General features: G+C 66.3%; 19 protein-coding genes. 9 read left to right on the top strand and 10 right to left on the bottom strand.

What is annotated here, in order from left to right; all coding sequences use genetic code 11:
- The first annotated feature begins 68 nt into the window (after positions 1–68).
- The 4 genes from pepE to HV786_RS06430 all read left to right on the top strand — a co-directional run bounded on the left by pepE (position 69) and on the right by HV786_RS06430 (position 3,489).
- Positions 69–773, top strand: coding sequence for a dipeptidase PepE (pepE, locus tag HV786_RS06445; protein ID WP_062840701.1), 705 nt, complete (start codon positions 69–71; stop codon positions 771–773).
- Entirely contained in the window at positions 770–1,699 is a 930-nt protein-coding gene (locus HV786_RS06440) for a DUF1177 domain-containing protein (protein WP_175210330.1), read from the top strand. The genes pepE and HV786_RS06440 overlap by 4 nt, the downstream gene beginning before the upstream one ends.
- Complete coding sequence (locus HV786_RS06435; protein WP_175210328.1) at positions 1,696–2,385, top strand: AroM family protein; 690 nt, start codon at positions 1,696–1,698, stop codon at positions 2,383–2,385. Before HV786_RS06440 ends, HV786_RS06435 begins: the two co-directional genes overlap by 4 nt.
- 114 nt (positions 2,386–2,499) lie before the next feature.
- Positions 2,500–3,489 (top strand): Bug family tripartite tricarboxylate transporter substrate binding protein, encoded by a 990-nt coding sequence (locus HV786_RS06430; RefSeq protein ID WP_056324398.1) that lies wholly within the window; start codon positions 2,500–2,502, stop codon positions 3,487–3,489.
- Between the two features lie 149 nt (positions 3,490–3,638).
- On the opposite strand, the gene coaBC is transcribed toward HV786_RS06430, so the two are convergent.
- From coaBC to HV786_RS06410, 4 genes are all read right to left on the bottom strand, one after another.
- Positions 3,639–4,835: a bifunctional phosphopantothenoylcysteine decarboxylase/phosphopantothenate--cysteine ligase CoaBC gene (gene coaBC, locus HV786_RS06425; protein ID WP_128828522.1), complete on the bottom strand. Its 1,197-nt coding sequence runs from the start codon at positions 4,833–4,835 to the stop codon at positions 3,639–3,641.
- Between the two features lie 156 nt (positions 4,836–4,991).
- Positions 4,992–5,522, bottom strand: a complete 531-nt coding sequence (gene lspA / locus HV786_RS06420) for a signal peptidase II (RefSeq protein ID WP_175210325.1) — start codon at positions 5,520–5,522, stop codon at positions 4,992–4,994.
- A 2-nt stretch (positions 5,523–5,524) separates the two neighbouring features.
- Positions 5,525–8,392, bottom strand: a complete 2,868-nt coding sequence (ileS, locus tag HV786_RS06415; RefSeq protein ID WP_128828520.1) for an isoleucine--tRNA ligase — start codon at positions 8,390–8,392, stop codon at positions 5,525–5,527.
- Entirely contained in the window at positions 8,382–9,347 is a 966-nt protein-coding gene (locus HV786_RS06410; RefSeq protein ID WP_063955488.1) for a bifunctional riboflavin kinase/FAD synthetase, read from the bottom strand. The genes ileS and HV786_RS06410 overlap by 11 nt, the downstream gene beginning before the upstream one ends.
- A gap of 158 nt (positions 9,348–9,505) precedes the next feature.
- On the opposite strand from HV786_RS06410, the gene purN reads away from it, so the two are divergent.
- Together purN and HV786_RS06400 are read left to right on the top strand one after the other, a co-directional pair.
- Positions 9,506–10,162 (top strand): phosphoribosylglycinamide formyltransferase, encoded by a 657-nt coding sequence (gene purN / locus HV786_RS06405; protein ID WP_128828820.1) that lies wholly within the window; start codon positions 9,506–9,508, stop codon positions 10,160–10,162.
- Between the two features lie 976 nt (positions 10,163–11,138).
- Positions 11,139–12,500: an RsmB/NOP family class I SAM-dependent RNA methyltransferase gene (locus HV786_RS06400; RefSeq protein ID WP_128828518.1), complete on the top strand. Its 1,362-nt coding sequence runs from the start codon at positions 11,139–11,141 to the stop codon at positions 12,498–12,500.
- On the opposite strand, the gene HV786_RS06395 is transcribed toward HV786_RS06400, so the two are convergent.
- The gene (locus HV786_RS06395) at positions 12,484–12,864 is read right to left on the bottom strand and encodes a hypothetical protein (RefSeq protein ID WP_252870173.1); all 381 of its coding nucleotides are present in this window, start codon (positions 12,862–12,864) and stop codon (positions 12,484–12,486) included. The genes HV786_RS06400 and HV786_RS06395 overlap by 17 nt on opposite strands.
- Before the next feature lie 343 nt (positions 12,865–13,207).
- A complete protein-coding gene (locus HV786_RS27560; protein ID WP_370458371.1) occupies positions 13,208–13,384 on the bottom strand; it encodes a hypothetical protein in 177 nt (58 codons plus the stop codon).
- On the opposite strand from HV786_RS27560, the gene HV786_RS06390 reads away from it, so the two are divergent.
- Genes HV786_RS06390 through HV786_RS06380 form a run of 3 tightly spaced genes read left to right on the top strand, consistent with a single transcriptional unit; the run spans position 13,304 to position 17,042 of the window.
- Entirely contained in the window at positions 13,304–14,440 is a 1,137-nt protein-coding gene (locus tag HV786_RS06390) for a DesA family fatty acid desaturase (protein ID WP_369818561.1), read from the top strand. The two genes, HV786_RS27560 and HV786_RS06390, sit on opposite strands and share 81 nt — an antisense overlap.
- The gene (locus tag HV786_RS06385; protein ID WP_128828516.1) at positions 14,437–16,731 is read left to right on the top strand and encodes a UvrD-helicase domain-containing protein; all 2,295 of its coding nucleotides are present in this window, start codon (positions 14,437–14,439) and stop codon (positions 16,729–16,731) included. Before HV786_RS06390 ends, HV786_RS06385 begins: the two co-directional genes overlap by 4 nt.
- Before the next feature lie 5 nt (positions 16,732–16,736).
- A complete protein-coding gene (locus HV786_RS06380) occupies positions 16,737–17,042 on the top strand; it encodes a chorismate mutase (protein ID WP_128828515.1) in 306 nt (101 codons plus the stop codon).
- Between the two features lie 141 nt (positions 17,043–17,183).
- On the opposite strand, the gene HV786_RS06375 is transcribed toward HV786_RS06380, so the two are convergent.
- From HV786_RS06375 to dapD, 4 genes are all read right to left on the bottom strand, one after another.
- Positions 17,184–19,118 carry an ABC-F family ATP-binding cassette domain-containing protein gene (locus HV786_RS06375; RefSeq protein WP_175210323.1) on the bottom strand — a complete coding sequence of 645 codons (1,935 nt, stop codon included), beginning with the start codon at positions 19,116–19,118 and terminating at the stop codon, positions 17,184–17,186.
- A complete protein-coding gene (gene prmB / locus HV786_RS06370; RefSeq protein WP_128828514.1) occupies positions 19,115–20,020 on the bottom strand; it encodes a 50S ribosomal protein L3 N(5)-glutamine methyltransferase in 906 nt (301 codons plus the stop codon). Before prmB ends, HV786_RS06375 begins: the two co-directional genes overlap by 4 nt.
- A gap of 95 nt (positions 20,021–20,115) precedes the next feature.
- Complete coding sequence (gene dapE, locus HV786_RS06365) at positions 20,116–21,255, bottom strand: succinyl-diaminopimelate desuccinylase (protein WP_056324429.1); 1,140 nt, start codon at positions 21,253–21,255, stop codon at positions 20,116–20,118.
- Entirely contained in the window at positions 21,255–22,076 is an 822-nt protein-coding gene (gene dapD / locus HV786_RS06360) for a 2,3,4,5-tetrahydropyridine-2,6-dicarboxylate N-succinyltransferase (RefSeq protein ID WP_063955502.1), read from the bottom strand. The genes dapE and dapD overlap by 1 nt, the downstream gene beginning before the upstream one ends.
- Positions 22,077–22,100: the final 24 nt, after the last annotated feature.

The raw sequence follows: 22,100 nt of genomic DNA, 5'->3' as shown, positions 1-22,100 counted from the left end.
CCTGAACTCACGGCGCCGGCCGCAATGCGCCACGCCCAGAACCCTTACCCCTTCGGACTCTGACCTCCATGAACCTTCTGCTCCTCAGCAATTCCAGCAGCGACGCCGGCTACCTGGTGCACGCCATGCCGGACATCCGCGAACTGATTGAATCCCTGCCGCAAGGCGCGCCGGCCGTGTTCGTGCCGTACGCCGGGGTCACGCGCAACTGGGACGACTACACGGCGCTGGTCTCGTCCGCGCTGGCCGACACGGGGCTCGCCATCCAGGGCCTGCACACGGCCGAGGATCCCGTTGCCGCGCTGGAGGCCGCGTCGGTCATCATCGTCGGCGGCGGCAACACGTTCAATCTACTGGGCCAACTGCGCCGCCAAGGCTTGCTCGAGGTCGTGACGCGGCGTGTGCGCGCGGGTGCGGCCTACCTGGGCTGGAGCGCGGGCTCCAACCTGACGTGTCCCACCATCTGCACGACGAACGACATGCCCATCACGGACCCGCAAGGCTTTGATGCGCTGGGCCTGCTGTCTTTCCAGATCAATCCGCACTACACCAACGCGCACCCGCCGGGCCATCGCGGTGAAACGCGCGCCCAACGCCTGGCCGAGTTCTGCACGCTGAATCCGGCCATGCCGGTGCTCGGCCTGCCCGAAGGCGCCGGTCTGCGCGTGCGTGGCCACAAGATCGCGCTGGTCGGTCCGCACGATGCGCCGCTCTTCCTGGGACGCGAGGAACCGCGCATGTTCCGTCCCGGCCCCGTGGAAATCCCGGCATGAAGCAGGTTATCGACGTCATCGAATTGCTGTCGTCCGCGCACGTTACGGGCGAGTCCGTGGCGCAGGTGCTGCGCGACGCCGGCCATTGCGAAGTGCAGGTCACGCACCTGGAGCGTGACGGTCTTGCCACCGACTTCCTGTCCATCGTGATTCCCGGCGCGGATGCCTCGGCCCCGCAATTGGGCATTGTGGGCCGCTTGGGCGGCATCGGCGCGCGCCCCGCGGTAACGGGCTTGGTGTCCGATAGCGATGGCGCTGTCGTCGCGATCGCCGCCGCGCTCAAGCTGATGGCGATGGCGCGGCAAGGCGACGTACTGCCCGGCACTGTCCGCATCCGCACGCACATCTGTCCGCGCGCGGGCACGCGGCCGCATCATCCGGTGCCGATGATGCGCTCGCCGTTCCCCATGCGCGAGATGATGTCGCACGAAGTGGATCCGCGCATGGACGCGATCCTCTCGGTCGACACCACGCGCGGCAACCGCCTGGTCAACAAGCGCGGCGTGGCGCTGACCCCGGTGGCCAAGCAGGGCTACCTGCTGCGCATCCCCGAAACCATGCTCGACGTCATGGGCTGGGTCAGCGGAGAGCTGCCGGTCACGCTGCCGTTGACCACCCAGGACATCACGCCCTACGAAAACGGCCTGTGGCACGTCAATTCGCTGATGCAGCCGGCTATCGTCACGGACGCGCCGGTCGTCGGCGTGGCGTTGACCGCGCAGACCACCGTGCCCGGTTGCGCCACGGGCGTCACCAACGCCGTGGACGCGGATGTCGCCATGCGCTTCTGCATCGAGATCGCCAAGTTGTACGGCCAGCGCGCCATGACTTTCTTCGACGACGCCGAGTGGGCTGCGCTGCAGGCCCGCTATGGCTCGATGGCGCACTTGCAGACCGTGGGCCGCGAAGACGGAGCCGCGCAATGAGCGCCCGCACACCGCGCCGCGTCGCGTTCTTCACGATCGGTCAATCTCCGCGCAGCGACGTCGTGCCCGAGATGGCGCCCGTGCTGGGCGCCCACGTGCGCATCGACGAGTTCGGCGCGCTGGACGGCCTGGACGCTGCGGGGCTGGCCGCGCTGGCGCCGCGGCCGCGCGAATACCGCTTTGCCACGCGCCTGCGCGACGGTTCCCAGATTGAACTGGACGCCGCGGCCGCCGAGGCCCGGCTGGCGCACGTGATGCGAGAGGCCGACGGGCAGGGGTACGACGTGCTGGTGCCGCTGTGCACCGGCACTGCCATCGCGCCCATGCGCACGCTGGTGGTGGAGCCGCAGCAGGTCGTGGACCACCTTGTCGCGGGTCTTGCGCAGCACTGCCGCAAGGTCGGGCTGGTCGTTCCGCTTGAGGCCCAGGTCGACGCTTTTCACATGGCCGTGCCGCTGGAATGCGAAACGCAGGTCGTGCACGCCACGCCCTACGAGGCCGACGCGCAGCAGGCCGCCCGCAACTTCGAGGCGGCCGGGCGCGAACTGGCGTCCTGCGACCTGATCGTCATGCACTGCATGGGCTACGCGCAGCGCATGCGCGATGCCGTCGCGCAGGCGTCGGGGCGCCCCGTGCTGCTGTCCAACCGCCTGGTGGCCCAGGCTCTGGCACAAATACTGGAATAACGCCGCCGGACGCAATCCCGAAGCTCTGGCCGCACGGACTCGCGCGGCCGATCCGGGCGAGCGGCGAGAGGAGACGAAGCCGACTTCGTCAATCAACTGTTGGGAGTTTTTTTCATGATCAGCCGTACCCTGCACCGCGCCGCTGGCGCACTGTTCGCCGTTGCCGCGCTCTCGGCGGCCTCGGCCCATGCCGCCGATGCCTGGAAGCCCGCCAAGCCCGTGCGTCTGCTCGTGGGCTTCGCGCCGGGTGGTTCGGCCGACACGCTGGCCCGTCTGCTGGCCGAGCCCTTGTCTGCACGCCTGGGCCAACCCGTCGTGGTCGAGAACCTGGCCGGCGCCGGCGGCAACATCATGGCGTACCGCCTGAGCCAGGCGCCCGCCGACGGCTACACCATCGGCATCGCCGCCGCCGGTTCCATGGCCATCACCCATGTCCTGAACCCCAAGGGCACGAACTACAAGCCCACCGACTTCACGCCCATCACGCTGGCTGCCGTGCAGCCCAATGTGGTCATCGTCAACAAGGACGTGCCCGCCAATAACCTGGCCGAACTGAAGGAATACTTCCAGAAGACGCCGACGGCCACTTACGGCACCGCGGGCGTGGGCATCTCGAACCACCTGATCGCCGAGACCATGCTGTACAAGCTGGGCGTGAAAGTGCCGCACGCCGCCTACCGCGGCGCCGCGCCGGTCATCACCGACCTGCTCGGCGGCCACATCGCCATGACGATGGACAACATCTCGACCGCCGCGCCGCTGGCTTCGCAAGGCAAGGTCAAGGCGATTGCCGTCGCCTCGATCAAGCGCGCTGCTCAGTTGCCCAACGTGCCGACGCTGGACGAGCAAGGCTTGAAGGGCTTTGACATGCCGACGTGGCAAGGTGTCTTCGCGCCGGCCGGTCTGCCCGCGGATGTGCTGGCCGCCTATTACGCTGCGCTGCAGGACGTGCTGAAGCAACCGGCACTCGTCGAGAAGATGGCTGGCCTGGGTTCGGAGCCCGTCACCGGCATGACGCCCGAGAAGTTCAGCGCATTCCTGGACAACGACCGCAAGCAATGGGCGGACATCGTCAAGGCCGCGAACATCAGCCTGGAGCAGTGATGCGCGGGTGGCGGCTTCAGTCGCCATGGTCGCGATAGTCGTCATAAGCAAAACGCCAGACCCTTTCGGGACTGGCGTTTTTTTTGATGCGTGGCGCCGGATAAGCCGGCGCGTCTTAATGCAAGCCGGGGTATCCGATTGCCCCCCGGTCAGGCTGGCATGCGCGCCGCGATTTCGGCGATAAGCCGGCGCGCGGCGTCCAGCTTGTTGCCGGCAGGCAGCGGGTGGGCGCCTTGCGCATCGAACAGCACCAGTTCGGTGGTGTCGGCGTCCATCACCTTGTGCGCCAGATTGCCGACCAGCAGCGGAATGCCCTTGCGCGTGCGCTTGGCTTCAGCGTGCTCGGCCAGCTTTTCGGTTTCGGCGGCAAAGCCGACGCACCACGGGCCGTTCTCAAGCTTGGCCACTTCGGCCAGGATGTCCGGATTGGGTTCGAATTCCATCACTGGCGCGCCGCCGCCTTCGCTGGTTTTCTTGAGCTTTTGCGTGCTGACGTTTTTCACGCGCCAGTCGGCCACGGCGGCCACGGCGATGAAGATGTCCGCATCGCCCACGCTGGCCATGACGGCGTCGTGCATCTGGCGCGCGGTCATGACGGGCAGGGCAGTCACGCCGCGAGGAATGGGCAGGAAGGTCGCGCCAGTGATCAGCGTGACGCGGGCGCCGGCTTCGCGCGCGGCACGCGCCAGGGCGTAGCCCGTCTTGCCGGATGACCGGTTGCTCAGCACGCGCACCGGGTCCACGGGTTCGGACGTGGGGCCGGCGGTCAGCAGCACGTGGCGGCCGGCAAGCAGCTTGGGCTGAAAGAAGGCAATGAGGTCGGTCAGGAGCTCATGCGCTTCCAGCATCCGGCCATCGCCGGTCTCGCCGCAGGCCTGTTCGCCCGCCGCGGGTCCCAGCACCGTGACGCCGTCGCCGCGAAGGGTTTCAACGTTGCGCTGCGTGGCCGGGTTGGCCCACATCTCGCGATTCATGGCTGGCGCCACCAGCAGCGGACAGGCACGCGCCAGACACAGCGTGGACAGCAGGTCGTCGGCCAGTCCGTGCGCCACCTTTGCCATGAAGTCGGCGCTGGCGGGGGCGATCAGCACGGCGTCCGCGCCGCGCGTCAGGTCGATGTGCGCCATGTTGTTGGGCACCCGGGCGTCCCAGGCGTCCACAAACACGGGGCGGCCCGACAGCGCCTGCATGGTGACGGGCGTGATGAAGTGCGTGGCCGCTTCGGTCATCACGACGTCTACCGTGGCGCCTTGTTCGGTCAGGCGCCGCACCAGCTCGGCGATTTTGTAGCAGGCGATGCCCCCGGTCAGTCCGAGGACGATGCGTTTGCGGGCGAGATCGAGCATGAGGGCAGGGCGGCGGGTTCAGCGCCGTGTAATCGAGGAATTGGAAGGGATTTTATTCTGCATTGCCGCAACGCGCCGTTCGTCATGGATTAGAGGGGGCATCAATGCAGACGAAAACCGCCGGAAACGAAAGGGGGGCAACGTGCCCCCCTTTTGTCATGCTTGCGGCTTGCGGGCGCGCAGCAGTTCGTCCAGCACCAGCAGCACCGCGCCGCAGGTGATGCCAACGTCGGCCAGGTTGAAGGCGGGGAACTGCCAGTCGTTCCAGTAGAAGAGCAGAAAGTCCACCACGTGGCCATACACCACGCGGTCGATGACGTTGCCGATGGCGCCGCCCAGGATCAGCGTCAGCGCCAGGCAAAAGCGCGGCTGGCCGTGTGTGCGGCGCAACATCCAGACGATGACCACTGCTGCCACGCAACCCAGGCCCGTGAAGAGCCAGCGCTGCCAGCCTTCTTCGGAGGCCAGGAAGCTGAAGGCCGCGCCGCGGTTGAACACCAGCGTGAAGTCAAAGAAAGGCAGGATGTTGACGCGCTCGCCGTACTGGAAGGCCGTGTTGAAGTAGATCTTGGTCAACTGGTCCAGCACGATGATCAGCAAGGCCAGCGCCAGCCAGCCGCCCACGCGCGCCGGCGCGGCGCGGGCGGGGGCGGAGTCCGTCACCCCGGGTACGGAGGGGCGGGCCATGTTCAAGCCTTGTCGCGGGCTTCGCCCGAGCCGAACAGGTTGGACACGCAGCGGCCGCAGATCTCGGGATGATCGGCGTCCTGACCCACGTCAAGGCGCCAGTGCCAGCAGCGTTCGCACTTCTTGTGAGCCGACGGCGTGACCTCGATGCGGGTTTCTCCTTCGCCAGCGTGCACGGTGGCGCGCGAGACGATCAGCACGAAACGCAGGTCGTCGCCCAGGCTGGCCAGCAATTGCTGGTCTTCGCCGTTGGCGTACAGGTCGACCTCGGCTTGCAGCGACGAACCGATGTCGCCCGCCGTGCGCACTTCTTCCAGCTTGCGCTGGACCTCGGCGCGGATGGCGCGAAGGCGCGCCCACTTGGCGGTCAGCGTCTCGGCGTCGGCAAACGGCGGCAGCACGTGATAGACCTCGGTGAAGATCGTCGTGCGGGCCGCATCGGCCTGGTTCTTCAGGGCCGAGGCCGCCAGTTCCTTCCAGGCCTCTTCGGCCGTGAACGACAGGATGGGCGCCATCAGCTTGAGCAGCGTCTGAGTCACATCAAGCAGGGCCGTCTGCGCGGAGCGGCGCGCGCGGCTGTCCGGCGCCGACGTGTACAGGCGGTCCTTCAGGATGTCCAGATAGAACGCGCCCAGGTCTTCGGAGCAGAAGGTCTGCAGGCGCGAGACGGCCGGATGGAAATCGTAGCGCTCGTAGTTCGCCTGGACTTCCGCCTGCATCTGCGCCGTCATGGCGAGCGCGTAGCGGTCGATCTCGAAGAGCTCGCCGTAGGGCACCGATTGCGACACGGCGTCGAAGTCGGCCAGGTTGGCCAGCAGGAAGCGCAGCGTGTTGCGGATGCGGCGATAACCTTCCACGACGCGCTTGAGAATCTCGTCCGAGATGGAGAGCTCGCCGGAATAGTCGGTGGACGCGACCCACAGGCGCAGGATTTCGGCGCCCAGGGAATCGGACACCTTCTGCGGGGCAATCACGTTGCCGACCGACTTGCTCATCTTGCGGCCCTGCCCGTCCACGACGAAGCCGTGCGTCAACAGGGCCTTGTAGGGCGGCTGGCCATAGAGCATGCAGCCGGTGAGCAGCGACGAATGGAACCAGCCGCGATGCTGGTCCGAGCCTTCCAGGTAGAGGTCGGCGGGCCAGCCGAGTTCGGCGCCGTGCGAGCCGGCGAATTCGCCGTCCTTGCCGCCCAGCACCGTGGCGTGCGTGCTGCCCGAGTCGAACCACACGTCGAGCGTATCGCGGTTCTTTTCGTACTGGTCGGCTTCGTCGCCCAGAAGCTCACGGGGATCGAGCGCCTGCCAGGCCTCGATGCCGCCTTGTTCGACGCGCTGCGCCACCTGCTCAAGCAGCTCGGACGTGCGCGGATGCAGCTCGCCGGTTTCCTTGTGGACGAAGAACGCCATCGGCACGCCCCACTGGCGCTGACGCGACAGGGTCCAGTCCGGGCGGTTGGCGATCATGGCATGCAGGCGGGCGCGGCCCCAGGCAGGGTAGAACGCCGTGGCGTCGATGCCGGCCAGCGCCGTTTCGCGTAGGGTCGGGTTGCCGTCCTTGGGCGCGACGTCCATGCCGGCGAACCATTGGCTGGTCGCGCGGTAGATGATGGGCGTCTTGTGGCGCCAGCAATGCATGTAGCTGTGCTTGTGCTTTTCGACGTGCATCAGCGCGCCGGCTTCCTTGAGGGCTTCGACGATCTTGGGATTCGCGTCCCAGATCGACAGGCCGCCAAAGAGCGCCAGGCTGTCGACGTACTTGCCGTCGCCCATGACCGGGCTGATGAAGTCGGTGTCCTTCATGCCGTGCTCCTTGCACGACATGAAGTCTTCGATACCGTAGGCAGGCGCCGAGTGCACCACGCCGGTGCCGGAATCGGCCGTGACGTAGTCGCCCAGGTAAACGGGCGCCTTGCGGTCGTAGGCGGCGTTGAACTGCGCCAGCGGGTGGCGGAATTCAATGCCGGACAGGGCCTGGCCGGGCGCCGTGGCGATGACTTCGCCTTCGAGCGCCCAGGACTTCAGGCAGTCTTCGACGCGCTCTTTGGCGATGAGCAGCAGGGGGCCGAACTTGGGCGTGGTTTCGGACGTGACCCGCACCAGCGCGTATTCGATTTCCGGATGCACATTCAGCGCCTGGTTGGACGGGATGGTCCAGGGCGTGGTCGTCCAGATCACGATGGCGCCGTCTTCGACCGATTCCAGGCCGAAGGCCTTGGCCAGTTTGGCGGGTTCGGCAAACGGGAAGGCCACGTCGACAGCCGGGTCCACGCGATCGGCGTATTCCACCTCGGCCTCGGCAAGCGCCGAGCCGCAGTCGAAACACCAGTTCACGGGCTTCAGGCCGCGGAAAACATAGCCCTTGTCCAGGATACGGCCCAAGGCGCGGATCTCGTCGGCCTCGTTGCTGTAGTTCATCGTCATGTACGGACGATCCCATTCGCCCAGCACGCCCAGGCGCTTGAAGTCCTTGCGCTGGCGGTCGATCTGCTCGAGCGCGTAGGCCCGAGCCTTGGACTGCACTTCCGCCACGGGCAGGTGCTTGCCGTATTTCTTTTCGATCTGGATCTCGATGGGCATGCCGTGGCAGTCCCAGCCAGGCACGTAGTGCGCGTCGTAGCCGGCCATGTTGCGGCTCTTGACGATGATGTCCTTCAGGATCTTGTTGACCGCGTGGCCGATGTGAATGTCGCCGTTCGCATAGGGCGGGCCGTCATGCAGGACGAAGCGGGGCCGGCCGCGGCTGGCCGCACGTATCGCCTGGTAGACGTGGTTTTCCTCCCATTGCGCAATCCAGGCGGGCTCGCGCTTGGCGAGGTCGCCCCGCATGGGGAAGGGAGTATCGGGCAGGTTGAGGGTCTTTTTATAGTCCATGAACGGCAAAATAGGCGCGCGCGTTTCGCGCGTCTTCGGCGATGGCGGCAGTCAGGGAAGGGAGATCAGGAAATTTTTCTTCGTCCCGCAGCTTTTGCAGGAATTCGACGCGTACGAGTTTACCGTATGCGTTGACGGTCTCATCGAGCAAGTGTGACTCAAGCAGCACTCTGCCGCGGTCCTCGACCGTCGGCCGCACGCCCAGGCTTGCCACCGCAGGCAGCGCGCGGTCGGCCAACCCGTGAACCTGCACCACGTAGATGCCCGAACGCGCGGCGCATCTTTCGGCCACGCGCAGGTTCATCGTGGGATAGCCCAGGGTCCGGCCAAGCTTCTGGCCGTGGATGACGTGGCCGCTGATATGGAAGGGGTGTCCCAGCAGATGACGGGCGCGCTCCAGGTCGCCCACCGCCAGCGCGGTGCGGACCTCGGAGCTGGAAATGCGGTGGCCCTGGCGGTCCGTGACATCGGCCAGCGTCTGGACCTCGAAACCATGCACCATGCCGGCCTCGCGCAGCAGATCGATGTCGCCGCTGCGCTTGTGCCCGAAACGGAAGTCCTCGCCCACCAGCAGCCATTTGGTCTGCAAGCCCTGCACCAGCAGGTGTTCGATGAAGGCATTGGCCGACATTTCGGCCAGCCGGGCATTGAAGCGCTCGACCACGACCTGCGTGATGCCGTAGCGCGCCAGGGCGGCAAGCTTGTCGCGCAGCCCGGAAATGCGGGTCGGCGCCAGCTCCGGACGCTGGTTCAGGGTGGCGAAATACTCCCGCGGGTGCGGCTCGAAGGTCATCACAGCCGGCGTGAGTCCGCGTTCGCGGGCCACCTGGCAGACGCGGGCAAGCATGGCCTGATGGCCGCGATGGACGCCGTCGAAATTGCCGATCGTCAGCGCGCAAGGGGCGCGCCGGTCGGGCGGGGGCAGGGATCGGTAGATACGCAGCGATGGTTTCACGAGCGAGAGTTTACAATTTTGGATTACGGGTTTGTTCGTATCCCGCCAGTGTCCTCTCGCGCCGGCGCTTCCGCGCTGCGCGCGCGGGCCCTTTTCCGATTCCGGATCACGGGGGCGGACCCGCCCGATTTCCCTTGGAATTCTTCATCTTGCCGGAAATATCTTCTATCAAGCGCCGCCTCGTCATCCTGATCTCGGGACGGGGCAGCAACATGCAGGCGCTGGCCCAGGCCTGCCGCGATGAATCCTGGCCAGCGGAAATTGCCGCTGTCATCGCCAGCCGTCCCGACGCCGCCGGCCTCGAATGGGCTGCCGGGCAGGGTATCCCCACGGCCGCCCTGTATCACAAGGACTACGCCAGCCGCGAAGCCTTCGACACCGCGCTGGCTGCCGAAATCGACCGGTACGAGCCCGACTACGTCATCCTGGCTGGATTCATGCGGGTGCTCACGCCCGGCTTCGTGAATCACTACGCCGGCCGCCTGGTCAACATCCATCCGTCCCTGCTGCCCGCGTTTCCGGGGCTGCATACGCACGCCCAGGCCCTGGCGACGGGCGTGCGCGTGCATGGCTGCACCGTGCACTTCGTCACCCCGGTCCTGGACCACGGGCCCATCATTGCCCAGGGTTGCGTGCCGGTTCTGGCCGGCGACACCCCGGAGTTGCTGGCCGAGCGCGTGCTGGCCGTCGAACACCAGGCTTTTCCGGCTGCCGTTCGCTGGCTGGCCGAAGGCCGGGTTACCCTGACAAACGATCACCGCGTGGCCGTCCAGGGCGACCCCGTGCGCCTTTTTTCCTGGACGCCGGCCGTCTGAACGGCCTGAAAAGCATTTATCGGGCGCGAGCGCCTGCGCCCCACTGGACTACACCATGACCAAACCCCAATCCCCGCGTTCCCGGCTGGCCGGCTCCTTCGGCGCCGCCACGGAAGGCCGCGACGGCAGATCCTTCTTCTCCCGCCCCAAGGGCGACGCCCGCAAACCGGCGCCCCGCGACCGGTCCGAATCCGGCGACCGCGCCCGTGACGATCGCGGTGGCGATCGCGGCGGCTACGGCCAGGACCGCGGCGAAGCCCGCGGTGGCGAGCGCAATTCGTCCGGCCAGGATCGCCGCGAAGGCCAGGGCCGCCCCGATTCGCGCTCGTCCTTTGGCGGGCCGCGTGGCGAAGCCCGAGGCGGTGACCGCAATTCGTACGGCCAGGATCGCCGCGAAGGCCAGGGCCGCCCGGATTCGCGTTCGTCCTTTGGCGGTCAGCGTGGCGAAGGCCGCGGTGGCGAGCGCAATTCGTACGGCCAGGATCGCCGCGAAGGCCAGGGCCGCCCGGATTCGCGCTCGTCCTTCGGCGGGCCGCGTGGCGAAGGCCGCGGTGGCGACCGCAATTCGTACAGCCAGGATCGCCGCGAAGGCCAGGGCCGCCCGGATTCGCGCTCGTCCTTCGGCGGCCCGCGTGGCGAAGGCCGCGGCGGCGACCGCAATTCATACAGCCAGGATCGCCGCGAAGGCCAGGGCCGCCCGGATTCGCGCTCGTCCTTCGGACAGCGCGGCGAGGGCCGTGGTGGCGACCGCGGTTCGTATGGCCAAGACCGCGGCGAAGCCCGTGGCGGTGACCGCAATTCGTATGGCCAGGACCGCCGCGAAGGGCAAGGCCGCCCGGATTCCCGTTCCTTCGATTCCCGTGCCTCCAGCGGTCAACGGGGCGAACACCGCGGCGGCGATCACGCCCCGCAAAAGCCCCAATCCAACCGCCCGCGCCTCTCGCACGGAGCCATCCGCATCGACCAGGTGCAGCGCGTGCTGGGCGAGATCCTGCAATGGACCTATCCGGCCGACGCTGCGCTGTCGCACTGGCTGCGCCACCACCCGAACCTGGGCGCGCGCGACCGCTCCGAAGTCGCAGAGGCCGTTTATGACGTGCTGCGTCACCTTCGCCGCTACCGCCAGTACGCGGAAAGCGGCGTCGGCCCCGCTTCGCGCCGCCTGGCCATCCTGGGCCTGAATGCGACGGTGGGCGCAGAGCCCCTGCAAGAGGGCATGGACGCGGCCGAAGCCGAATGGCTGCAGCGCGTGTCGCGCATCGACGTGGCAACCTTGCCCCGCGCCGTTCGAGGCAGCATTCCCGATTGGCTGGACGAGCGCCTGAGCGCCATGGAAAGCCCTGACACGCTGGTCGAGGCCTTGAACCGCCAGGCCAGCCTGGACCTGCGCGTGAACCCGCTCAAGACCGAGCGCGACGCCATGCTGGCCGAATTGCAGCAAAGCGCGGGCCGCTATGAGCCGACGGCGATGCCTTTTTCGCCGTGGGGCATCCGCATGCAAGGGCGGCCCGCCATCAACCGGTGGCCCCAATTCGAGAACGGCAGCATCGAAGTCCAGGACGAAGGCAGCCAGTTGCTCGCGCTCCTGGTCGCTCCCCGGCGCGGTGAGATGATCATCGATTTCTGCGCGGGCGCGGGCGGCAAGACGCTGCTTCTGGGCGCGCTGATGCGTTCGACCGGCCGTCTGTACGCCTTTGACGTCTCGGCGGCCCGGCTGGCGCGCGCCAAGCCGCGTTTTGCGCGTAGCGGCCTGTCGAATGTCGTGCCGGTGGTGATCGACAATGAAAACGATGCGCGCGTGAAGCGCCTGGCAGGCAAGGCGCAACGCGTGCTGGTCGATGCGCCCTGCAGCGGCATCGGCACCCTGCGCCGCAATCCGGACCTGAAATGGCGTCAGCACCCCGAGGCGCTGGCTGAACTGGGTCAGCTTCAAGAGCGCATCCTGAACAGCGCGGCGCGCTGCGTCGCGCCCGGCGGGCGCCTTGTCTACGCCACGTGCAGCCTGCTGGCCGAAGAAAACGAAGTCCAGGCCGACCGGTTCCTCGCCAGCCACCCGGATTTCGAACGCGTGGACGCCGCCGAAATCCTGGGCGCCCGGTGCGAGACCCTGAAGCTGGAAGGTCCTTACGTGCAGTTGCGACCGGACGTGCACGGCACCGACGGGTTCTTTGCCGCCGTGTTCGAGCGCAAGAAGAAGGCAGCGGCTACCGGTGCCGCTGAAGCTTCGGAAAGCGCGGAAGACACCAAGGATGCGGAATTTGCCGAGCCGGTTGCCGCCGAGGAAGCTAGCGCCGAAACGCCCTTGCAGGAAGAAGCCGGCGTCAAGGACCCGGCGTGACGCCTACCGTCGCGCTGTAGCGGCGGGTTCCGATTGTCTTGTTCTGGTACTTCACTTCCCAGGACAGGGTGTCGGAGCCCGGCCGGTCGGCCTGGTAGACCACCTGCGCCACCGGCACCGATTTGTAGGCGCAGCGCCCGGAATCGTTGGATTGTCCGCGCGTCTGCAGGATGCTGGCCTTGCCCAGCGTCGGCATCTGGGTGATCGCGACGCGCGGCGCCCGCAACGCCAGGCAGTCCGACCCACGAATCTCATAGTAAGAGGCCAGAACGGCAACGTCCCCGGACTTCAAGGTTTGCGCCTGGGCAGAGGCCGAAAACCCCACGCCAAGCGTGGCGAGGACGATGCAAAAACGGTGACGCATTCGATTTAGGGACATTAGTGGGACAAAAGAGACAGTATTTGGGGCGGGACGGCGGGCAGTGTGCCCGGCTATCGTGGCGTCTTCAAGACGGCGGGCTTGCCTGACTGGAACTTTAATCGCCAAATGTAGCCAAAACCCGGTGCCGTTGCGAAAGTCGCAGATCTCCCTGCCGAGGGGCGTGGACACCGGAATGGCGCCGTTGAAGGCTCTGCGTGCGCCCAAAGCGCCGCGAGCGCGGCTTTTTTGGTCAAAACCGCGGCTTAGTCCTTGATTTCTCTCAATAACTATTTTGAAACTAGATTGTCATCAGACGGCTAAGGTAAGCTAAACTTTCAGCCACTTCTCATGCGAGGCTCATAACAGCTTTATGGATTACATCCTCTCCTTCATTGCCGGCGGCCTGACCCAAGCGACTTGGTGGCAGATCGTCGTTTTCACTTTGGTCGTGACGCACATCACGATTGTTGCGGTCACGGTTTTTCTCCATCGCAGCCAAGCGCACCGCGGTCTGGATCTTCATCCGGCTGTCATGCACTTCTTCCGCTTCTGGCTCTGGATGACGACCGGCATGGTCACTAAGGAATGGGTGGCCATTCACCGCAAGCATCACGCCAAATGCGAAAAAGAAGGTGACCCGCACTCGCCCATGCTGTTCGGCATCTGGAAGGTGCTGTTCCGTGGCGCCGAGCTGTACCGCGAAGAGTCGAACAACAAGGAAACCATGGCCAAGTTCGGCCACGGCACGCCTGACGACTGGCTCGAGCGCAACGTCTACAGCAAGCACAGCCTGTGGGGCGTGCTGACCATGCTCGCCATCGACATCGCCCTGTTCGGCGCCATCGGCGTCACGGTCTGGGCTGTCCAGATGGCCTGGATTCCCTTCTGGGCCGCCGGCGTCGTCAACGGCATCGGCCACTTCTGGGGCTACCGCAACTACAACAGCCCGGACACCAGCACCAACGTGTTCCCGTGGGGCATCGTGATCGGCGGCGAAGAGCTGCACAACAACCACCATGCCCACGGCACGTCCGCCAAGTTCTCGGCCAAGTGGTATGAGTTCGACATCGGCTGGTGCTACATCAACATCCTGAAGTTCTTCGGCCTGGCCAAGATCAAGAAGGTTGCGCCCAAGCTCAAGCTGGACGACTCCCGCACTGGCATCGACCTGCGCACGCTGCAAGGCGTGATCACGCACCGCTACGAAGTCATGGCCCGCTATGCGGACGTGATCAAGAGCGCCGCCCGCGAAGAACTGGCCAAGCTGAAGGCCTCGCGCCAGGAAGGCAACGCCGAATGCGGCTACACCAAGCTGCACAGCGTGCGCCGTGCCATCCACCGCAACGAAGAAATCCTGCAGCCCGAGCAACTGGCTGCCGTGGACAAGGCCATTGCCCAGAACAAGTCGCTGTCGACGCTGGTGCAGATGCGCCGCGAACTCGGCCGCATCTGGGAAAGCTCCAGCGCCAGCAGCGAGCAACTTCTTCATGACCTGCAGGCCTGGTGCCAGCGCGCCCAGCAAAGCGGCATCGCTGGGCTTGAGCAGTTCGCTCAACATCTGCGCCGCTACGCGGCATGATGCTAGAGAAGCTCAATCCTGAACAACGCGCCGCAGTAACGTTAGAACCGCAGCACGCCCTGGTCTTGGCCGGGGCGGGCAGCGGCAAGACCCGGGTGCTCACCACCCGCATGGCCTGGCTGATTCAAACCGGCCAGGCTTCGCCTTTTGGGCTTCTGGCGGTCACGTTCACCAACAAGGCAGCCCGCGAGATGCTGGCGCGCATGTCGGCCATCCTGCCGATCGATACGCGCGGCCTCTGGATCGGCACGTTCCACGGCCTCTGCAACCGCATGCTGCGCGCGCATCACCGCGACGCAGGTCTGCCGCAGAGCTTTCAGATCCTGGACGTCACGGACCAGCTTGCGGCCATCAAGCGCCTCATGAAGGCCAACGGCGTGGACGACGAAAAGTACCCGCCCCGCGATGTGCAGCGCTTCATCAACGGCGCCAAGGAAGAGGGCCTGCGCCCCGCCGACGTCGAAGCATACGACGCGCACCGCCGCCGCCTGATCGAGATCTACCAGCTCTACGAAGCGCAGTGCCAACGCGAAGGCGTGGTCGACTTTGCCGAGCTGCTGCTGCGCGCCTATGAGCTGCTGTCGCGCAACGCGCCCGTGCGCGAGCACTACCAGCGCCGGTTCCGCCACATCCTCGTCGACGAGTTCCAGGACACCAACACGCTGCAGTACAAGTGGCTTCGTTTGCTGGCGGGCGGTGGCGCGGCCATCTTCGCCGTGGGCGACGACGACCAGTCCATCTACGCCTTCCGCGGCGCCAACGTCGGCAACATGGCTGACTTCGAGCGCGACTATGCGCATGGCACCGTGATCCGCCTGGAGCAGAACTACCGCTCGTACGGTCATATCCTGGATTCGGCCAACGCGCTCATCGGCCACAACTCGGGACGCCTGGGCAAGAATCTCTGGACCGACCAGGGCGAGGGCGAACCGGTGCGCGTCATCGAGCAGCCGTCCGATGGCATGGAAGCGCAGTGGATCGTGGACGAGATCCGTTCCCTTATCCATGAAGGCAGCGACCGCCGGGAAATCGCCGTGCTGTATCGCAGCAACGCGCAGTCGCGCGTCATCGAGCACGCCATTTTCTCGGCCGGCATCCCGTACAAGGTGTATGGCGGCCTGCGCTTTTTTGAGCGCCAGGAAATCAAGCACGCGCTGGCCTACCTGCGCCTGATGGCCAACCCGCACGACGATACGTCGTGGATGCGGGTGGTCAATTTCCCGACGCGCGGGATCGGGGCACGCACGCTCGAACGACTGGCCGATGCCGCGCGCGAGCACGACACCAGCCTGTATGGCGCGGTGGCGCGGGTTGCGGGCAAGGGCGGATCCAACCTCGCCCAGTTCGCGCAGCTGATTCATCGGCTGATCGAAGAAACCCGCGAGCTGCCGCTGCCCGAAATGGTCGAGCACATGCTCGAAGCCAGCGGCCTGAACGCCCATTACAAGGCCGAGCGCGAAGGCGCCGAACGGCTGGAAAACCTGAACGAACTCATCACGGCCGCGGCGGTGTTTGCGTCCGAGGAAAACTACGACGGCATGCCCGCCGGCCAGGTTCCCGACGGTGACACGTCCTCCACGCTCATGCCGGGTGTCGTGGACGCGCCTGCAGTTGCAGGCGACAACCTGACGCCCCTGGCCGCGTTCCTGTCGCATGCGGCGCTCGAGGCCGGCGACAACCAGGCCCAGCAAGGCCAGGATGCCGTCCAGCTCATGACGGTGCATGCCGCCAAGGGCCTGGAATTCGACGCCGTGTTCATTACCGGCTTGGAGGAAGGGCTGTTCCCGCACGAGAACAGCATTCTCGAGCCGGCCGGCCTGGAAGAAGAGCGCCGCCTCATGTACGTGGCGATCACGCGCGCACGGCAGCGCCTGTACATCAGCCTGGCGCAAAGCCGGATGCTGCATGGCCAGACGCGATACGCCATGCGCTCGCGCTTCCTGGACGAAATTCCCGAGCAGCACCTGAAGTGGCTGACCCCCAAGGCCGGGCTGGCCCCGGTCAGCGCGACGGGTGCGGGGTGGGGCGGCGGCAACCGCGGCGATGCCTTTGGCCGCAAGCCGACCAACACCATTGCGCCGCGTCAACCCCGCGGTGTCGCTACCGGCGTCACGGTGGGCGACAAGCAGTATCGTGTGGGACAGGGTGTGCGTCACGCGCGTTTCGGCGACGGCACGATCATCGGCCTGAGCGGCGCGGGACAGGACGCCCAGGCGGAAATCCACTTCCGCGATGTCGGCGCCAAAACCTTGGCGCTCGGCATCGCCAAGCTCGACATTGTTCAGGGTTGACACATATGGCCAACAACGATTCCCCCAAAGCCGAGCTGGCGTCCCTGCGCGCCGAAGTCGACGAGATCGACCAGCAGATCATGCTGCTGCTGGGCGTGCGGTTCCGTTGCACGGACATGATCGGCGAACTGAAAACGAACCACGGGATGGATCTGGTGGACCCCAAGCGCGAGGCCCAGCAGGTCGAGCGCATCCGGCGCCTGGCACTGGAAGCCGGTGTGCCGCCCGATCTGGGCGAAACCATCCTGCGCGAAGTGATCGACACCGTGATCGACAACCACACCCGCCTTCGCGAGCGTCCGTACTCGTGACCACTGGCGCGCGTCCGTGGCGCGTCAGGCAAGTGCTCGGGTATAGGCCAGCCGAAAATAGCTAGCCCCAAAAAAACCGGCCCCAATTCGGGGCCGGTTTCTGTTTGAAGCCCGCTCATATGTGGGCCTGCTTCTTTTGGGTCAGGCTTCGCTCTGGTCGATCTCTTCCAGCGAGCCCTGCAGCTCCAGCCACTGCTCTTCCAGTTCCCCCATGCGCTTGCCGTGTTCGCCGTGGTCCGCCATGACCTTCTGGCGTTCGGCGCGACGCGCGTCGGAATACAGGTCCGGATCGGCGATCACCGCGTCCAGGGCCGCGAGCTTGCCCCGCAGCTTTTCCATTTCGGATTCCACCTTGGCCAGCTTGGACTCCAGCGGCTTGCGCAGGGCGGACAGGCGTTGCCGCTGTTCGGCTTCGGCGCGGCGCTGCGCCTTGCGATCGACGACTGGGTCACTGCCGTTTTCGGCGTTTTCCCGAGCCTCGGCGCGTTCGTCCGCATTGCGCGCGGCCAGCCAGTCGCGGTAGTCCTCCAGGTCGCCGTCGAACTCGCGCACCGCGCCGTCCGCCACGATCCAGAAGCTGTCCACGGTGGTGCGCAGCAGATGGCGATCGTGCGACACGAGCAGCATGCTGCCCCCGAAGTCTGCCAGGGCGGTGGCCAAGGCTTCGCGCGTCTCGACATCCAAGTGGTTGCTGGGCTCGTCCAGCAGCAGCAGATTGGGCTTCTGCCAAACGATGAGCGACAGCGCCAGGCGCGCCTTTTCGCCGCCCGACATCGGGCCCACCTTGCTGGTGACGGTATCGCCCGAGAAACCGAAACCGCCCAGGTAATTGCGCAGTTCCTGCTCTCGCGCCTCGGGCGCCAGGCGGGCCAGGTGCGCGATTGGCGTGCTGTCCACGTCCAGCATGTCGAGCTGATGCTGGTGGAAGTATCCGATCGCCAGACCGCGCGAAGCGCGGCGCTCGCCGGCCTGCACGGGCAGTTCCTCGGCCAGGGTCTTGATCAGTGTGCTCTTGCCGGCGCCGTTGGCGCCCAGCACGCCCACGCGGCTGCCCGCGCGAACCATCAGCGTCACATCGCGCAGGATGGGCACGGCATTGCCCTCGGCGTCCGTGTAGCCCGCCGACAGATGCTCAAGCGTCAGCAGCGGATCGGGCACCTGGTCGGGTGATGGGATGCGAATGTCGATGCCGGCTTCCGCTTGCAGCGGCGCCAGCACCTGCATGCGCGCCAACGCCTTCACGCGGCTCTGCGCCTGCTTGGCCTTGGACGCCTTGGCCTTGAAGCGGTCGATGAAGCCTTGCAGGCGGGCCGCCTCGCGTGTCTGGCGGTCGTAGGCAATGCTGGACTGGCGCAGGCGCTCGGCGCGCTGCGTCAGGAAGTCGCCATAGCCGCCGCGATACCGCGTCAGCTTGGCATGGTCGAAATGCAGGATCGATCGCGCGACCGCGTCCAGGAACTCGGTGTCGTGGGAGATCAGCATGACGGTGCCTTCGTAGGCGGCCAGCCATTTCTCCAACCACAGCATGGCGTCCAGATCCAGGTGGTTGGTCGGTTCGTCCAGCAGCAGCAGTTCGGACGGGGCCATCAGCGCGCGGGCCAGCGCAAGGCGCATGCGCCAGCCGCCCGAAAAGCTCTCGACCGGTTGCGTCCATTCGGTGGGCTTGAAGCCCAGACCGGCCAGAAGTTGCTCGGCACGGGAGGCGGCGCTCCAGGCGCCGGCTTCCACCAGCGCGGCTTCCACTTCGGCGATCTGCGTGCCTTGGTCGTCGGACAGCGCCGCGCGCTGCGCCTGCAATGCGCGCAGATGCGTGTCACCGTCGATCACGAACTCGCGGGCAGGGCGGTCGTCCGCGTGCAGTTCCTGCTCGACGCTGGCGATGCGCCAACCGGCGGGCAGCGACAAGGTGCCGGCGTCCGCGTCCAGCGCGCCGGTCAGCAGCGCGAACAGCGAGGACTTGCCCGCGCCGTTCTTGCCCACGATGCCTACCCGTTCCCCTGGGTTCACGACAAATTCGGCGCCGTCCAGCAGCACTTTCGTGCCGCGGCGCAGGGTCAATCCGTTGGCGCGTATCACAGGCTCAGTTGCTCGCGGGTAAGCAGCAGAAGCTGGTCCGAGGCTTCCTCGGTGTCCAGCCAGACGGGCGACAGCTGCGGGAAGGCGGCCTCGAAGAAATCGCGCTCATGGCCGATTTCAAGCACCAGAACGCCGTTCTCCGACAGGTACTGTGGGGCGGCTTGCAGAATGCGGCGCACGAGGTCCATGCCGTCGTCGCCGCCGGCAAGCGCCAGCTGCGGTTCGTGCAGATATTCCTGCGGCAGGGCGCGCATTGAGCCGCTGTTCACGTAGGGCGGATTGCAGACGATCACGTCGTATTCACGCGCGGGCAGGGCGTCGAAGAGGTTGCTTTCGTGCAGGTCCAGGCGGTCGGCAAGACCGTAGTCGTCGACGTTGCGGCGCGCGACTGCCAGGGCATCGGCGGACACGTCCACGGCGTCCACGTGCGCGTACGGGAAGGCCAGCGCCGCCAGGATCGCCAGGCAGCCGGAGCCGGTGCACATGTCCAGCACGTTCTCCACGGCCAGCGCATCCTGCACCCACGGCGACAGCCCCTCGTCCAGCAGCTCGGCGATGGGCGAGCGCGGCACGATCACGCGCTTGTCCACGTAGAACCGGTGGCCGCGAAGCCAGGCTTCGTTCGTCAGGTACGCGGCGGGCACGCGCTCGGCCACGCGCCGGTCCAGCAGGTCCAGCACACGCTCGCGCTCTTCGCGCACGACGCGCGCATCCAGGAACGGATCCAGCGTGTCCAGCGGCAGGTGCAGCGCGTGCAGGGTCAGGTAGACCGCCTCGTCCCAGGCATTGTCGCTGCCATGTCCCAGCGACACCTGGGCGCCGTTCAGGCGCGAGACGCCGTAGCGGATCAGGTCGCGCACGGTCTGCAGTTCTTCGCGGGAGGTTGCGTTCGTATCAGGCATTCAAATCACCGTCCCAGGGGGAAAACGGAAAAACGCCCCCTGAAAGGGGGCTGGAAAGCGTGCGCGGCGGGACTGGCGTCCCGCCGGCGCGGGCATCATGCAGGCAGCAGCAGGTTTTCCAGCGTGCGCCGATAGATGTTCTTGAGCGGTTCCAGCGAGGCGACCTCGATGCGCTCATTGACCTTGTGGATCGTGGCGTTGCCGGGGCCGAACTCGATGACTTGCGGGCAGATCTTGGCGATGAAGCGGCCGTCCGACGTGCCGCCGGTGGTCGACAGCTCGGCGGTCACGCCGGTTTCCGCGTGGATCGCCTGCACCAGCGCGTCGGTCAAGGATCCGCGCGGGGTCAGGAAGGGCTCGCCGCCCAATTCCCAATCCAGCTCGTACTCCAGGCCGTGCTTGTCCAGCACGGCGTGAACCTGCTGCTTCAGGCCTTCAGGCGTGCTGGCCGTGGAAAAGCGGAAGTTGAACAACGCCACGGCCTCGCCGGGCACGACGTTGGTCGCGCCCGTGCCCGAGTTCAGGTTGGACACCTGGAACGTCGTGGGCGGGAAATACTCGTTGCCCTGGTCCCATTCAATGCTGACGATCTCGGCCAGCGCCGGTGCAAGCTGGTGAACGGGGTTGCGCGCCAGATGCGGATAGGCAACGTGCCCCTGGATGCCCTTGACCGTGAGCTTGCCCGACAAGGAGCCGCGGCGGCCGTTCTTGCAGGTGTCGCCCAGCACATCGCCTGAGGTGGGCTCGCCCACGATGCAGTAATCCAGCTGCTCGCCGCGCGCCTTGAGCGCGTCGCACACGATGGCGGTGCCATCGATGGACGGGCCTTCCTCGTCGGAAGTGATCAACAGGGCGATCGAGCCGTCATGCTGCGGGTGGGCCGCCACGAATTCCTCGGCCGCCACCACGAAGGCGGCGATCGAACTCTTCATGTCGGCCGCCCCGCGGCCGTACAGCCAGCCGTCGCGTTCCGTGGGAACGAACGGATCGCTGTTCCACTTCTCGCGCGGGCCCGGGGGCACCACGTCGGTGTGGCCGGCAAAGACCGTCAGCGGCGCGGCGCTGCCGCGCCGTGCCCACAGATTGGTGACGCCGCCCTGCGCGATGGTCTCGCAGGTAAAGCCGATGCGTTCGAGCCGGGCGGCAATCGCCGCCTGGCAGTCTTCGTCGGCGGGCGTGACGGAGGGACGGGCGATCAGGTCCTTGACCAGATCCAGTACGGCCGAATTGCTCATCAAGCCCTCAGCAGGTCGTTGATGCTGGTCTTGGCGCGGGTCTGCGCGTCGACACGCTTGACGATCACGGCGCAGGCCAGGCTGTGCGTGCCGTCGGCGGAGGGCAAGGAGCCCGGCACCACGACCGAACCCGAGGGCACGCGGCCGTAGGTGATCTTGCCGGTGGCGCGATCGTAGATCTTGGTGCTTTGCGACAGGAATACGCCCATGGCCAGCACCGAGTTCTCTTCGACCACCACGCCTTCCACGACTTCGGAACGCGCGCCAATGAAGCAGTTGTCTTCGATGATGGTGGGGTTGGCCTGCAGCGGCTCGAGCACGCCGCCAATGCCCACGCCGCCCGACAGGTGGACGTTCTTGCCGATCTGGGCGCACGAACCGACGGTGGCCCAGGTGTCGACCATCGTGCCTTCGTCGACGTAGGCGCCGATGTTCACGTACGAGGGCATCAGCACCACGTTGCGGGCGATGAACGAGCCGCGGCGGGCCACAGCCGGCGGCACCACGCGATAGCCGCCTTGCTTGAACGCGTTGTCGCCGAATTCCGAGAACTTGAGCGGCACCTTGTCGTAGAACTGCAGGGGCGCCTGGCCCATGATGGCGTTTTCGTTCAGGCGGAAGGACAGCAGCACGGCCTTCTTGATCCACTGGTGCACGACCCAGTCGTCATTGATCTTCTCGGCCACGCGCAGGCGGCCCAGGTCCAGCCCGTCGATGGTGTGCTCAACGGCTTCGCGCACTTCGGCGCTGGCGTCGATGGGCGACAGGTTGGCCCGGTTCTCCCAGGCTTGTTCAATGGTGGTCTGCAGGTCGAGAGTCATAGCGGCTCAGCTTTTAAAGGTTGG

This window comes from Achromobacter mucicolens, from assembly GCF_902859725.1.
Lineage (GTDB): Bacteria > Pseudomonadota > Gammaproteobacteria > Burkholderiales > Burkholderiaceae_B > Achromobacter > Achromobacter mucicolens.
This window is presented reverse-complemented; position numbering and strand designations above follow the sequence as displayed.